This window comes from Burkholderia sp. SRS-25 (assembly GCF_004343765.1).
GTDB lineage: Bacteria > Pseudomonadota > Gammaproteobacteria > Burkholderiales > Burkholderiaceae > Burkholderia > Burkholderia contaminans.
Window position 1 is genome coordinate 180,186 of the sequence record NZ_PTXM01000015.1, and the last position, 14,015, is coordinate 194,200.

General features: G+C 63.7%; 9 protein-coding genes. 3 read left to right on the forward strand and 6 right to left on the reverse strand.

Annotation, left to right across the window (positions count from 1 at the left end):
- Positions 1-12: 12 nt before the first annotated feature.
- The 4 genes from C5O79_RS21560 to C5O79_RS21575 all read right to left on the reverse strand — a co-directional run bounded on the left by C5O79_RS21560 (position 13) and on the right by C5O79_RS21575 (position 4,562).
- A complete protein-coding gene (locus C5O79_RS21560) occupies positions 13-1,212 on the reverse strand; it encodes a PLP-dependent aminotransferase family protein (protein ID WP_131931699.1) in 1,200 nt (399 codons plus the stop codon).
- A 313-nt stretch (positions 1,213-1,525) separates the two neighbouring features.
- Positions 1,526-2,494 carry a hypothetical protein gene (locus C5O79_RS21565; RefSeq protein ID WP_046549221.1) on the reverse strand — a complete coding sequence of 323 codons (969 nt, stop codon included), beginning with the start codon at positions 2,492-2,494 and terminating at the stop codon, positions 1,526-1,528.
- Positions 2,495-2,600: 106 nt separating this feature from the next.
- Positions 2,601-4,244, reverse strand: coding sequence for a DUF2334 domain-containing protein (locus C5O79_RS21570; RefSeq protein WP_046549220.1), 1,644 nt, complete (start codon positions 4,242-4,244; stop codon positions 2,601-2,603).
- Positions 4,245-4,256: 12 nt separating this feature from the next.
- Complete coding sequence (locus tag C5O79_RS21575) at positions 4,257-4,562, reverse strand: hypothetical protein (protein ID WP_081421190.1); 306 nt, start codon at positions 4,560-4,562, stop codon at positions 4,257-4,259.
- Positions 4,563-5,536: 974 nt separating this feature from the next.
- Between C5O79_RS21575 and C5O79_RS21580 the strand changes: the two genes are divergently transcribed.
- Both C5O79_RS21580 and C5O79_RS21585 read left to right on the forward strand, forming a co-directional pair.
- Positions 5,537-7,495 carry a glycosyl transferase family protein gene (locus tag C5O79_RS21580; RefSeq protein ID WP_046549219.1) on the forward strand — a complete coding sequence of 653 codons (1,959 nt, stop codon included), beginning with the start codon at positions 5,537-5,539 and terminating at the stop codon, positions 7,493-7,495.
- Positions 7,492-9,186, forward strand: coding sequence for a bacteriophage N4 adsorption protein A (locus C5O79_RS21585; protein ID WP_122474861.1), 1,695 nt, complete (start codon positions 7,492-7,494; stop codon positions 9,184-9,186). Before C5O79_RS21580 ends, C5O79_RS21585 begins: the two co-directional genes overlap by 4 nt.
- Before the next feature lie 40 nt (positions 9,187-9,226).
- Here the strand turns inward: C5O79_RS21585 and C5O79_RS21590 are convergent, their stop codons facing one another.
- Entirely contained in the window at positions 9,227-10,210 is a 984-nt protein-coding gene (locus C5O79_RS21590; protein WP_047851845.1) for a hypothetical protein, read from the reverse strand.
- 395 nt (positions 10,211-10,605) lie between these two features.
- Positions 10,606-12,906 carry an NADP-dependent malic enzyme gene (locus C5O79_RS21595; RefSeq protein WP_122474859.1) on the reverse strand — a complete coding sequence of 767 codons (2,301 nt, stop codon included), beginning with the start codon at positions 12,904-12,906 and terminating at the stop codon, positions 10,606-10,608.
- A gap of 135 nt (positions 12,907-13,041) precedes the next feature.
- Between C5O79_RS21595 and C5O79_RS21600 the strand changes: the two genes are divergently transcribed.
- Positions 13,042-14,013 (forward strand): LysR substrate-binding domain-containing protein, encoded by a 972-nt coding sequence (locus C5O79_RS21600; RefSeq protein WP_047851847.1) that lies wholly within the window; start codon positions 13,042-13,044, stop codon positions 14,011-14,013.
- Positions 14,014-14,015: the final 2 nt, after the last annotated feature.

Here is a 14,015-nt window from a genome sequence, read left to right on the forward strand (position 1 = left end):
GTGGGTGTCTCCTCACGCGGCCAGCGCCGCACCATACGCGCGCACGAGGCGCGCCACGCCTTCCCGGATCGCGTCGACGTCCGGTGCGGCGAACGACAGGCGCAGCGAAGCCGCGTCGACGTTGTCCGCGAAGAACGCCTTGCCCGGCACGAACACGATCTTGTTCGCGATCGCCTGTTGCAGCAGCACGTCCGACGACACCGCGCCGATCCGCGCCCACACGAACATCCCGCCTTCGGGACGATGAAATTCGATCGCATCGCCCATGCCGGCGCGCAACGCGTCGCACATCGCATCGCATTTGCGCTGGTATGCGGCCGTGATGCGCGGCAGATGGCGTTCGAGCGCACCGTCGGCCAGATACTCGGCAGCGGCCGCCTGGGTCCACGGCGCGCTGCACAGATCGACCGTCTGCTTCGCGATCACGCAGCGCCGCGCGATCTCGGCCGGCGCGATCGTCCAGCCCACGCGCAGCCCGGGCGCAACGATCTTCGACAGGCTCGCGAAATGCACGATCCAGTCGCGCGCGCCGTCCACTTCATCGGCGAATGCGAGCATCGACGGCACGGCCTCGCCCGCAAAACGCAGGTCGCCGTACGGATCGTCCTCGATGATCAGGAAACGGTATTGCACCGCGAGACGCAGCAGCTTCAGCCGGCGTTCGCGCGTGAGCGTCGCGCCCGTCGGGTTCGCGAAGGTCGGGACCGTGTAGAGCAGTTTCGGCTGCGCGATCGCGCCGGACGCGAGCTGTTCGCCGAGACGATCGACGTCGACGCCCGCGCCGTCGACCGGAATCGTCACGATGCGCGCCTGCTGCAAGCGCATCGCCTGCAGCGTCGCCGGATAGGCCGGCTGCTCGGTCAGCACGACGTCGCCCGGCGACACCATCACGCGCAGCAGCAGGTCGAGGCCCTGCTGCGAACCGGTCGTGACGAGCAGCTCGGCCGCCGTGCACGCCACGCCGCGGCGCCCCATCAGCGCGATCAGTTGCTGCTTGAGTTCGGCGAGGCCGTCGGTCGGGCCGTATTGCAGGCAGCGCACGGGCTGCGCGTACGCGCGCTCGGCGGCGGCGTTCAGGCCGTCGACGTCGAACAGGTCGCTGGCCGGATAACCGCCCGCGAACGAAATCATGCCCGGTTCGGACAGGTACTTGAACAGTTCGCGGATCGGCGAGCCGGCGGGATTCTGGAATGAGGGAGTGAACGCGTACATGTCGTCGTGAGCTGGATGGCGCGGACGGCCGGGATAGCCGCCAGAGACCGGCCACCGCGGCGCTTCTGGCGCCACGGCGGTGAAATCGAGCCACGATTGTCGATAGTCATTAAGGCCGCGGCAAACGATATCTATGCACTAGGTCTTGCGGTTTGGTCATCACATGGGGCACGGTCAGGCGCAGCGAAACGCGCCGTACGCCGGCGTTTCGATACAGGGTTCCGCGCGGGTGTTGCCGGCCGCAAGCCAATCCGCCCGATCGTTTCGCCGCGCGCCCACCCGGCCCGCCCCGCTCGGCCGGAATCCAGCCGAATCAGTGCGCCGGCCCCGCAGATCCGGGCGGCGGCGGCTTGGGCTTCCACGTCGAGAGCGCACGCGTGAGGTCGTCCGACACGTAGTGCGGGCCGTCGAACAGATAGACCGGATAGCCGTGATACGCCACCAGTTGCTTGCTCAACTCTTCGGCGCTGGCGGCCCGAAACCCGCCCCGCTCGGCAGGCCGGAACGCCTCGGCGATCACCCGCACGCGTTGCTTGCCCAGTTTTGAAACGAGTTCGTCGAGGTAGCTGCGCGCGACGTACGGCTCGCGGGCATAAACGCCGCAGCCATCCTGGAAGAACACGCCGACGTCCGCGGGCAGCCATGCCGCGAGCCAGTCCGCGAGCGTCTTTCCGCCGATGTTGGTCTGGTCGTACACGCTTACCCAGAGCGGGCGCGGCAGCCGTTGCAGGATCGCGGCGAGCTTGGGCGCGTCCTGCCAGGTCGGATCGATCTCGACGGGGAAGTAGTAGCCGGCGACATGCAGCGGGACCGATGCGCGCGCCACCTCCAGCGACTGGTCGGCGAGCGTCGACAGATGGGTGCGCGCACGTTTTTCGTCCTGGTAGCCTGCGAGCCCCAGGATCACGTTTCGGGCCCATGGCTCACGACTGATACGTTCCCAGTCGGGGAGATGCGCAGCAGGCTGGATGCGGGTGTTGGCGATGAACGCGGTATCGTCGACGACGGTCCACTGAATCAGCAGATCGTGTATGCCGAGTATCTGCCAGTTGCCGACCGGATTGGTCGTCGCGTTGTCCACCTGCCAGACGATGCCGTCCGCGTGCACGTCGTGCGCGGTCCAGCTGCAGGCGGCCACGGCGAGCGATGCGCCGATCGCCGCGAGCGTCGCCGCGCGAGGCGAACGCGGCGCGCCGGTAAGCGGGCCTGGTGGCCCTGCAAGCCGAAGCCGGCCCATACGCTGTCGAATCCTGCGCCAGGCCGGTATCGCATACGTGGTCATCGCCGGCTCCCCGGAAGCATGCCTGCGCGTCATCGTAGCCGATCGAACGCAAACGTGCGACCCGCGTTGCCGATGCGGGTCGCACGGGGTCGTCGCTACGTCGGCGTCACTTGGCCGTCGTGCCGTCCACCCACTTGTAGCCGAGGTTCGTGATGCCGGTAATCATGCTCTGGAAGTCCTGGTACGCCGGCAATCCGAGATCGGGCTCGAGCCAGTACGGATGGAAGAAGAAGGACGCGAAACCGTCCCGCACCGCCAGGCCATACTGCGCGTTGGTCACGATTTGCTGCCACGTGTACGTGATGCACGAGAACGGGTCGACATTGCAGATGTTGTACTGCACGCTGCCCAGGTTCTCCGGAATGATCCGCTGCCCGTAGTAATCGGCGTTGATGATGTACGGGAAAAACTGCCCCGCGGAAAAGTCCTGGTTGGCGGCCCCCGTTCCGAGCCGCGGATTGGCCGACGTGTAGTACACGGCCCGCTGGAACGTGGTCGGGAACGTGAGGGCTGTCGCCGACGACGCAGCCGGCGACATCTGGTACTGCGGCGCAGCCCAGCCGACGACCTTGTAGCCGTTGGTCGTGAACTCGAGCAGGCCATCGGCCATTCTGCCCTCCGCCCACGGGATGGAGTCCTCATCGACCGGCCGGTTCTGCACCGCGTACCAGAACTCGTAATCGCTGCCGCTGACTGCAGTCAGCAGGTTGGGCGTCGAATCGTACTGGTGCGTATAGCCGTGCATCACGATCGAGCCGCCGCGCAGCAGCGCGTAATTCAGCGCCCTCTTGAGGCCCGTTGCCTGCGCCAGATGGATCGTCTCCGGCACGCCGCCGTTGTAGTAACCGTTCGGGTCCGTATACAACGGAATGGTTGCCATCGTGAACGGGATCTTCTTCGAGTACATGTAGTTCGTCAGCAGCTGCATCGAACTCGTCGTGGTGTACGCGTCGAGGTCCTCCAGGCGGACGAGCGCACGATGATTCACCGGTGCATTGGTCTGCAGGATGTCGTGCAGAATGTCGCAGATCACCAGGTAGCGGTCCGTCGGGCCGATGTAGGAAAACGGCATGTCCGCGAAGTACCAGAAGTTGCCCGAGCGCATGACGTAGGGCGCGGTTGCGCCGCTCTGGCTGTTCTTGATGGTGACGAGCGCCTGCGCCTTGGTGGCATCCACGACCTGGGTCAGGCCGACGTCCGGATCCGCGCTGACGACGCCGGTCGATGCGTTGTACGCGTAGTACTTGACCATCGGCAGGTTCTTGTACGTAACCGTGTCGTAGAAGCCTGGATTCGGGTTGCTCGCCGAAGGCGTCGCGTTCATCCCGGCGAGGCCCACGAAGCTGAAGCCGAAGGTCTGGTTGAACGTGTAGGCCGTATTCCAGGCCAGTTGCCACAGGTTGTACTTGAACCAGACCACCGTCTTCTTGGTGGTCATCACGTCGCTCATGAACGCGGTCGGAATCGGGTTGTTGTAGTAATCGCCGATATAGAACGTAGCGTCGTGATTCCCGACCATGCCGGCCGTGTAGTTCTGGATCGGAACCAGATCGACCGTCGTATTGAAGTGACCCAGCAGGTTCCTCAGCATGATGCTGTACATCAGGCCCAGCTTCGAAAACGGATCGTTGGCCGGATTGTCGTACAGGATGAGCGTATGGGCGGTGGTGACCTGCGCGCGCGCGGTGCCCGGCAATGTCATTTGCGCGAGTCCCGCAAGCAGGGCGATGACGAGCAAGATCTTTTTCATGGCCGTTTCTCCCTATTCACGTTCCACATTACCGCTGGATTTATTGACGGACTTCTTGCTGAACTTCGGGCGGCCCGTTTCCTTGTAAGCCTTTTCCCAATCCTCGTCGGACATGCCGGCTTTCACGTTGACGTGCGCCGATCCGTTCGGCAGCGGAGGCGGCTTGATCGTCTGGGCAGAAGAATTACTCGTCTGCTGCGCATCCACATCCTGAACGCCGACGGCGAAGACGAGCGTCGTGATCAATGCGGCGATTGATCCGGCGGCGCTCAACCCGTTTCGAAAAGATTGATTGCGATGCGAAGGCATGATTTTCATCCTTTGATATGCAAAATAAGTTCATCTCGTTAGCGAAACGAGCACGTCGAATCACCATCCGGAATCGGGGCGCCATGTCGTGAAACTTTTGATGCGCAATTGAAACCAGACAAATAAATCCGGTAGGAGATGGCTTTACTTTCAAGCTAGAACCGTACCATCGGTCGCAAATGGGCATAGCGCCAAGGCGCCGAAATTGACGCATCGGCGCCGCTCAAAAATGCGTCGATAAAACGTTTCAGGCGTGCAACGCGGCGGTGTCGCGAGTTTGATCGGACAAACACGCGAAACCCGTTCATGCGCCCCACGTGAAACCTGTCGTGCCCCACGCTTCGCGGATCGCGATACGACGATCGTCGTGGATGGCACGCTCGCATGCGCAACGACGACTGGCGCGCTCGATTTTCGGTTCGGCGCCCATTCCTCCGGGCAATCGCCACCGGCATCGCGTGACGAATTGCGGCGAGCGCCGGCCGGGCAGGTGCCGAGGGTCGGAAAACGATGTGTCATCGGGTCGATCGACCGCGTGTTTCAGCACTGAAACATTTGGCTCGGATTCGTCGGTCCGATCCTGTGCGGTGCCCCGCGACGCCCCCAACCGCAAGGGTCACGCAGCGATGGCGCACGACTTGCTACATGAGCAGCAGGTTGCGGAGTCGGTGCGCGGGGGCACTGCGGATGCGCCGGGTGGAGAGCGGCTGCAAGCGTCGAAGCATGCAGGGACGGAGGCAGGCAAGCAGGATACGGGCGGTCAAAAACGTCATCCACTGAACACGCTGCATCGCTCGCGATGTGACGTGCCCACATCGGGAAAGCCCCCGTGCCGGCAGGGCTTGCCCGGGCGGCGGGAAAATCGCGTGGCGCAAGCCTCGAAGTGGACGTGACGGGGGCGACGAGGACGGCGAAAAGTTTCGTCTTGCGTCGATACGAGGGCGAATCAACCAATACAAAACATAACAGCGCGGAAAAAAATGATGGATAACATGATTTGGAGTGCATATTTATATGCACTTAACCTTGTCGCCATTGTCACCGCAATCGTCATCCTGGTGAGCACCCTGGATGATCTCACGCTGGATGCCTGTTACTGGTCCTTTGAAATCCGTCGCATCCTGCGCCGGGAAAAATCGCAAACGGTCGATATCGGCATGCTGCGCGCGCTGGAGGAGCGACATCTGGCGCTGATGGTTCCGGCATGGAAAGAATATGACGTGATCGCCAAGATGATCGAAAACACGTTGGCGACGCTCGAGTACGAGCGATACGTGATATTCGTCGGCACCTATCACAACGATGCCGAAACCACGGCCGAGGTCGAACGGATGGTCCGCCGGTATCCGGGCAGGGTCACGCGCGCGACCGTGATGAACGACGGGCCCACCTGCAAGGCGGATTGCCTGAACTGGATCATCGAAGCGATCCTGCGCTACGAATCGGTTCATCACATTCAGTTCGCGGGCGTCGTGATGCACGACTGCGAGGACGTCATTCATCCGGTCGAACTCAAGTACCTCAACCACGCGGTGGCGGACAGCGACCTGGTCCAGCTTCCCGTGCTGTCGTTGCCGCGGAAATGGAACGAGTTCGTCGCCGGCTGCTATCTGGACGATTTCAGCGAAACGCACCAGAAGGACGTACCGGTGCGTGCCCGGCTGACCGGCATCGTCCCGGGCGCGGGCGTGGCGTCGTGCTACAGCAGGCGCTCGATCGAAGCGGCGATGAAGGAGCGCAATGGCTCGCCGTTCAACACCAGTTCGCTGACCGAGGATTACGACTTCAGCTTCCGGCTGAGAGACCTCGGGATGAAGGAAACCTTTGCGTGCATTCCGCTGACGGGGATCACGCGTGATGCAGCGGAAAAGCGCGCACCGGGTGGCGACGTCAATCGAAACCTGCTGGCCACGCGCGAGTACTTTCCGAAGACATTTCGCACCGCGTACCGTCAGCGCACGCGCTGGATCCTCGGCATTGCCTTTCAGGGCTGGGAGCAGCTCGGCTGGAAAGGCAACCTGCTCACCCGCTACATGTTCTTCCACGATCGCAAGGGCATCGTGACCTCGCTGTTCTCGGTCGTTGCCTATGCCGTGCTGGTCAACTTCCTGTTGCTCGGCGCGCTTCAGAGAGCCGGCCATGTCATCCCGAATGGCGCGTCGATCGTCATGGCGAGCCACTGGGTCGCACCGCTGCTGTGGATCAACACCGCGATGCTGTTCGCACGCGCCGGGCAGCGTTTCCATTTCGTGAGCAAGCTGAACGGCCCGACCCAGGGGCTGCTCTCGATTCCGCGGATGTTCGTCAACAACCTGATCAATTTCTACGCGGTTTGCCGCGCGTGGCGCATCTATATCCGCCATCTGGTGACCGGCAAGCCCATCGCGTGGGACAAGACCAGTCACACCTACCTGTCGAACGAAGCGCTCGGGAAGGTGCGCCTGAAAGTCGGCGAGATCCTGGTCGGCTGGGGCGTGGTGACGCTGGAGCAATTGCAGGCGAGCCTGGAGAAGCAGGTGACCTGCGGGAAGCGGCTCGGGGAACTGCTGGTCGAAGGCTGCGCGATATCCGCCGAATCGCTGGCGGATGCGATCGCCGAGCAGGCCGAGCTGCCCCGCGTGAGCCTCGGTAACGTCGCGGTGGGCCACTTTGCGGATTCGCTGGCATTCGAGCTGCAGTACGCGTACCGCGCCGTCCCGTTCTCGACCGCGGACGACGGCACGTTGAACGTAGCCGTCGGGCGGCCGCTCACGCAGGACGAACAGGATGTCGTACGGCGGGGAGCCCGATCGAACGTGGCCTACTTCATCGCGTGCGATGCGGAGATTGCCGCCGAACTCTCCCGGCACTCGCGCTTCGTCGAACTCGCTCGCATACGCGATGGCGACCCGGCAGCGCAGCAGGGCGCTCCCGTGCAAAAACCATCGGGAGAACAGGCATGAAGCATTCGAAACTCCCGATCGCGGCCGGCCTCAGGCGCTGCGCAGGGTTGAGCGCACTGGCGATCGCCGTGTCGCTGGCCTGGCAGGCACCGGTATCCGCCGCGCAGCAACTGACGCCCAAGGCCTACAAGCTCGCCGACAGCGCCTACAAGGCAATCAATGCCGGTGACCTGCCCCTCGCGGAAGTGTATGCGGCGCGCGCCATCAAGATTCAGCCGGGAAGCGAACAGCTCGGGTTGCTGCTCGTCGACGTATACAGACGGGAAGGCAAGGTCGACGAAGCGGACTCGATGGTGGAATCGCTGATCGTTCGTTTTCCGAAGAGTGCGGCGGTACGCGCGCAGCACGGCTACCTGGCGCAGCGTCAGATGCGCTACGACGTTGCCTGCAGCGATTTCGCGGCCGCCGTTGCGACCGGGAACTGGAGCAAGGAACAGCAGCGCAACCTGCGCCTCGCCTGGTCGGACAGTGCGCTCGCGGCGAAGCTTCCGCATGAAGCCGGCATCGCGCTGGCGCCGCTGGCCGATGAAAAATCGGCCGTGATCCAGGTGCGCATCGCGCAGATGAGCCTGCAGGCCGGCGACCGCGACACCGCCATCCGCATGGCCGACCTGGCGGCCAGCGACGCGACGACCGACGGCGAGCGCAACATGGCCGCGTCGATCGCGGCGCAGGCGCGGCAGGAAAATCAAGCCGCCGAGCCGCCGGTCGACAATACCGCGCAACAGAAGTTGCAGGAGGCCTATGACCTCCTGCGCGACCACAAGGATCGTGAGGCGCTCGATGCATTTCAGCAGGGATTTTCCGGCGGCGCCGGCAATGCGATGAACTACGCGGACGCGGGCTACGCCGCCAAGCGGATCGGGCTGAACCAGGAGTCCATCGATCTGTTCGAGCACAGCCTCGACGCCGATGAAAACGAACACACCTTCGATGCGCAGCACAAGTTCGGCTATCGGCGCGAGGTCGAGCAGCTTCAGCGCAGCTGGGGGTTCGTGCTGAGCGCGCCGTACCAGTCGGCCGCGTTCGGTCCACAAGGCACCATCAGCGTGTTGCAGCCGGGTGTGGAAGTGTATTGGCAGCCGCCGAAGATCGGCTATCAGAACGGCCGCATCTTCCAGTTCTTCGTACGCGGATACGGCACGGCCTACGATGGATCGGGCAACACGACCGGTCTGCCGACCGTGCAGGGTTCAGTGGGCGCGCGCTACAAACCGCTGCCCGACCAGAACGTCGTGCTGACCGCCGAGCGGCTGTTCCACGTCGGCAGCCTGTCGATGACCGACTGGCTGATGCGCGTGGGTTATTCGTCGGAAGGCGGGACCGACCTGAGGGTCACCGAGCCGAGCTGGCGCAGCTGGCAGGCGTACGTTGAAGGCGCCTACTTCATCAGCGCGGGGCGATACATCATTTATTCGGAGTTGCGTTACGGGCACACCTGGCGTTTGCCGATGATCAGCGATCGGCTGACCATCTACCCGCACGTCGCGGTGGCCGGCGATCACGACAATCGGCAGCCGGACAAGACGGCGATCGGTGCCGGGCCCGGTATCCAGTTTCGGTACTGGTTTCGCGAAGGCCGATATAGCGCGCCGGCAAGCTATCTGGATGTCACGGTGCAATACCGGTTCGGGTTGACGTCAGCGGCACGCGCACGTGGTCTCGTGGTACGCGCGACATTGTGGTTCTAGCCATCGACGCTGACGCTTGATCTTGAACGACGCTTTTCGCTTAGTTGGGCGACTTGAGCGGAAGGATCGTTTGACGCAACAACTGGAAGTACGAGCTCGTCGAATACGGGAGCATTTGCTCGACGTAGTTCCACCAGAAGAATCCGCCGATGAAACGCGGATCGGTCATGCTGTTGACCATCGGGTAGTACGTCTTGATCAGGTTCTGCTGCACCGACGCCGGCGCGGCGGTATCCGAGGTGCCGATTTCACCGAAGCCGACCTTCGCGTTCGGGAAGATGCTTTCCAGCGCCGCGAAATCGTTCTTCCACGACGGATTCAGCCCCGGGCAATCCTGATACGGGTAGTAGCTGAACAGTGCGTAGTCGGCTTGCTGGCGGACCGTCGACGACAGGAAGGTGGTCGGCCACGTCTTCCAGTAATCCTGCGGCTTCTCCCAGCAGTTGGTGCCCTTGCTGTCGTCGTTGTAGTACAGCGTGATGGCCGTCTTGCCGCCGTTCGATTTGACGATCTGGTTGGCCGCGGCAACCATCTGGCCGATCTGCTGCTCTTGCGAGTTGACCACGGCATTCGTGCCGTTCGGGTTGTTACGCAGCCATTCGCCGTTGATTTCGTTCGCGATCTCCCAGACGTCGACGGTGTTCTTCAGCTGCGACACCAGTTCCTGCGTGCGCGCCTGATACGTGGCCAGATCTGTCGGGAAATAGTAAGAATCGTAGACTTCGCCCATCACGTACGCGACGGCGTGCAGGCGCAGCAGCGGTGCGTAGTAGTCGGCGGCCGACGTACCCGGATCGAACACGACACGCACGGTGGGCTTGTACGGCAGGTTCTGCAGCGACGCGACGATCGCGTCCAGCTTGGTCAGGTCGTCGAGAGTCACGCCGTAGACGGGATTCTTCAGAGGTTCGACCTGGGCTTCAGCGGGCCGGGATAAAGGCAGGAGCCCGGCATAAGCGACGCAGGCGGCGATGGCCGTGCGCGAGATATTTTTCGTCAGTTTAATCAAAACGTTTCCCGTCATAAAGTAAGAAGAAGCGCGATTTTAGACGAAAATAAAAGGTAATTATCGGACGATATAGGAAATGGCGAGCCCTAAAAAGATCGTTAGGATCGGTATCAAAAGGGGATGCGGCAGGGTGTCGCGCCGACGAAGTTGTTACGTGATACTTATTAAATGCACTGCAACTTCGGTGCCGGGATGGGGCGGGTGCGCGTCAGGGTAAAACCGACGTCCGGGTCTGCGTGCAAACGATTGCCGACGTCCGGATTGCCGACGCCCGAAGGTGCCCGCCGCCAACCGCTACCGACACCCGCGACACTCGTTCACCGGGCAACCGGATAGCGGAACCCGCTACCACCCGGATTCCGCTACACGGCGCGTCGCGGGGCCACCACCGCCCCGCTTCCATTGCCTGCTCAAGCAGACGCGTTGCGATTCGCCTCGATCACCGTCAACGCCGCCATGTTCACGATCCGGCGCACCGTCGCGCTCGACGTCAGGATGTTCACCGGCGCGTTGACGCCCAGCAGGAACGGCCCCACCGCCACATTGCTGCCCGCTTCGGTCTTCAGCAGGTTGTACGCGATATTCCCCGCATCCACGTTCGGGCAAACCAGCAGGTTGGCGGCGCCCTTCAGCGGCGACATCGGCAGCAGCTTCGACCGCAAGCCCTCGTCGAGCGCGCAGTCGCCATGCATCTCGCCGTCCGCCTCGATATCCGGCGCCTGCTCCCGGACGATCTCCAGCGCCCGGCGCATCTTCACGCCCGACGCCGCGCTTCCCGACCCGAAGTTCGATCGCGACAGCAACGCCGCTTTCGGCGTCAGGTTCAGCCATTCCATCTGACGCGCCGCGGCGATCGTGAATTCCGCGATCTGCTCCGCGTCGGGATTGTCGTTGACGTGCGTATCCACCAGCGCGACCGTCCGCTGGTCGAGCAACAGGATGTTCATCGCCGCATAGGTCGACGCACCCGGCTTCTTCCCGATCACTTCGTCGACGAACCGCAGGTGGTTGTGATACTCGCCCACCGTCCCGCAGATCATCCCGTCCGCATCGCCGAGCCGCACCATCATGGCGCCGATCAGCGTCAGGCGGCGGCGCATCTCGACCCGCGCCATCTCCTTCGAGATGCCGTCCCGGCAGCGCAGCTCCCAGTACTTCGTCCAGTATTGCGGGAAGCGCTCGTCATATTCCGGATTGGTCACTTCGACATCCTGACCGAGCCGGATCCGCAGGCCGAATCGCTCGATGCGCGCCAGCAGCACTTCCGGGCGCCCGACCAGGATCGGCCGCGCCAGCTTCTCGTCGACGATCACCTGCACCGCGCGCAGCACGCGCTCGTCCTCGCCTTCGGTGAAGACGATCCGCGCCTTGCCGCCGTCGCGCACCAGGCGGCGCGCCGTCGCGAACAGCGGCTTCATGAACGCGCCGGAATGGTAGACGAATTGCTGCAGTTGCTCGACGTACGCATCGAGATCGGTCAGCGGGCGCTTCGCCACGCCGCCCTCCATCGCCGCCTTGGCCACCGCCGGCGCGATCCGCACGATCAGGCGCGGGTCGAACGGCTTCGGAATCAGGTATTGCGCGCCGAACGCCACGTCGTACGCACCGTAGGCCGCCGCGACGACTTCGTTCTGCTCTTCCTCGGCCAGCCCGGCGATCGCGTGAACGGCGGCGATCTCCATTTCACGGGTGATCGTCGTCGCGCCCACGTCCAGCGCGCCGCGGAAGATGTACGGGAAGCAGAGAACGTTGTTGACCTGGTTCGGGTAGTCCGAGCGGCCCGTCGCGATGACGACGTCGTCACGCGTCGCATGCGCCAGTTCCGGGAAGATTTCCGGCGTGGGATTGGCCAGCGCGAGAATCAGCGGGCGCGGCGCCATTGCCTTCAGCATGTCGGCGGTCAGGATGCCGCCGACCGACAGGCCCAGGAACACGTCCGCGCCGCCGATCACGTCGGCCAGCTTGCGCGCGTCGGTTTCCTGCGCGAAGCGCGACTTCGCCGGGTCCATCAGCGTGGTGCGGCCGCGATAGACGACGCCCTCGATGTCGGTCACCCAGACGTTTTCGACCGGCAGCCCGAGGTCGACCAGCAGGTCGAGGCACGCGAGCGCGGCGGCGCCGGCCCCCGACGTCACGACCTTCACTTCCTTGATGGACTTCCCAACCACCTTCAGCCCGTTGATGAACGCGGCGGAGACGGTGATGGCGGTGCCGTGCTGATCGTCGTGGAAAACCGGAATTTTCATGCGATCGCGCAGCTTCTGCTCGACCGTGAAGCACTCGGGCGCCTTGATGTCCTCGAGGTTGATGCCGCCGAAGGTCGGCTCCAGACCGGCGATGATGTCGACCAGCTTGTCCGGATCGGTTTCGTTGATCTCGATGTCGAACACGTCGATCCCCGCGAACTTCTTGAACAGCACGGCCTTGCCTTCCATGACCGGCTTGGACGCGAGCGGGCCGATGTTGCCCAGGCCCAGCACGGCCGTGCCGTTCGTGATCACGCCCACCAGGTTGCCGCGGCTCGTGAAACGGTGCGCCTGCAGCGGATCGGCGGCGATGGCCTCGCACACGCCCGCCACGCCGGGCGTGTACGCCAGCGCGAGATCGCGCTGGGTCACGAGCGGCTTGCTGGCGACGACCGAGATCTTTCCCGGGGTCGGAAATTCGTGATAGTCGAACGCTGCCTGCTGCTGTGTCTCAGTCTGTTTCATGTTTTCGATCCGGGCACGGGCGCCAGGCCAGTCCCGGCGCGATCCATGAAGGTGATTCTAGGGATCCGCCATAAGGTGATGATTCTGTTTTAATATCGGCCCATCACTTTTTCATGATGCATACGTGACCAGTCAATGACTTTTGACGCAAACGACGTGGTCAGGCGGCTGGGCGCCCGCTTGAAGATGCGGCACCTGGTGCTGTTGCTGCAGATCCAGCAGCACGGGTCGCTGACGCGCGTCGCGGAGCACATGGCCAGCAGCCAGCCCGCCGTGACGAACGCGCTGTCCGAGCTGGAGAGCATGTTCGGCACGCCACTGTTCGAGCGCTCGTCGCGCGGCATGCGGCCCACCGCGCTCGGCGCGGTCGTGCTCGAGCGGGCGAAAGCGATGATCAAGGATCTCGACCACCTCGCCCGCGAGATGGAGGCCGTCGCCGCCGGGCATGGGGCCCACCTGCACATCGGCGTGATCCCGTTCATTTCCGGGCACATGCTGTCGGCGGCGCTCAAGCGGCTGCAAGCGCGCATGGAAAGGCGCCTGACCGTGACGATTCACGAAGGCACCAGCGATCAGTTGCTGCTGCAGCTCAGGGATCACGGCGTCGACATCGTGATCGGGCGGGCCTCGTCGGCGATCGACCTGGGCCAGGTCTCGTTCGAAGTGCTGTACCAGCAGCAGCCGCGCATGATCGCGAGCCGGCGCCTTGCCGCGAAACTGGCCCGCACCGCGCTCGACTGGCACAAGCTGCACGCGCTCGACTGGATTCTCGGCGCGCCGCACACGCCGATGCGCGAACAGGTGACCGACCTGTTCCTGTCGGCCGGCATCGCGCCGCCCGTCCCGATCGTCGAAAGTTATTCGTCGAAGCTGATCGGCGAGATGATCGCGTCGAGCGACGAGGCCGTCTCGATCGTGCCCGCCGATATCGCGGAAGAACTGGTGCGGATCGCCGGCGTGGCGATCGTGCCTTACTCGCTGGTGTGGACGCTCCCGCCCATCGCGCTGTTTACCCGCGCCGCCGATTCGCGCTCGCCCGCGCGGGATCTGCTCGTCGACGCGTTGCGCGAGGTTTGCAGGGAGACTTACGGGGACGCGCAGCGGTAGGC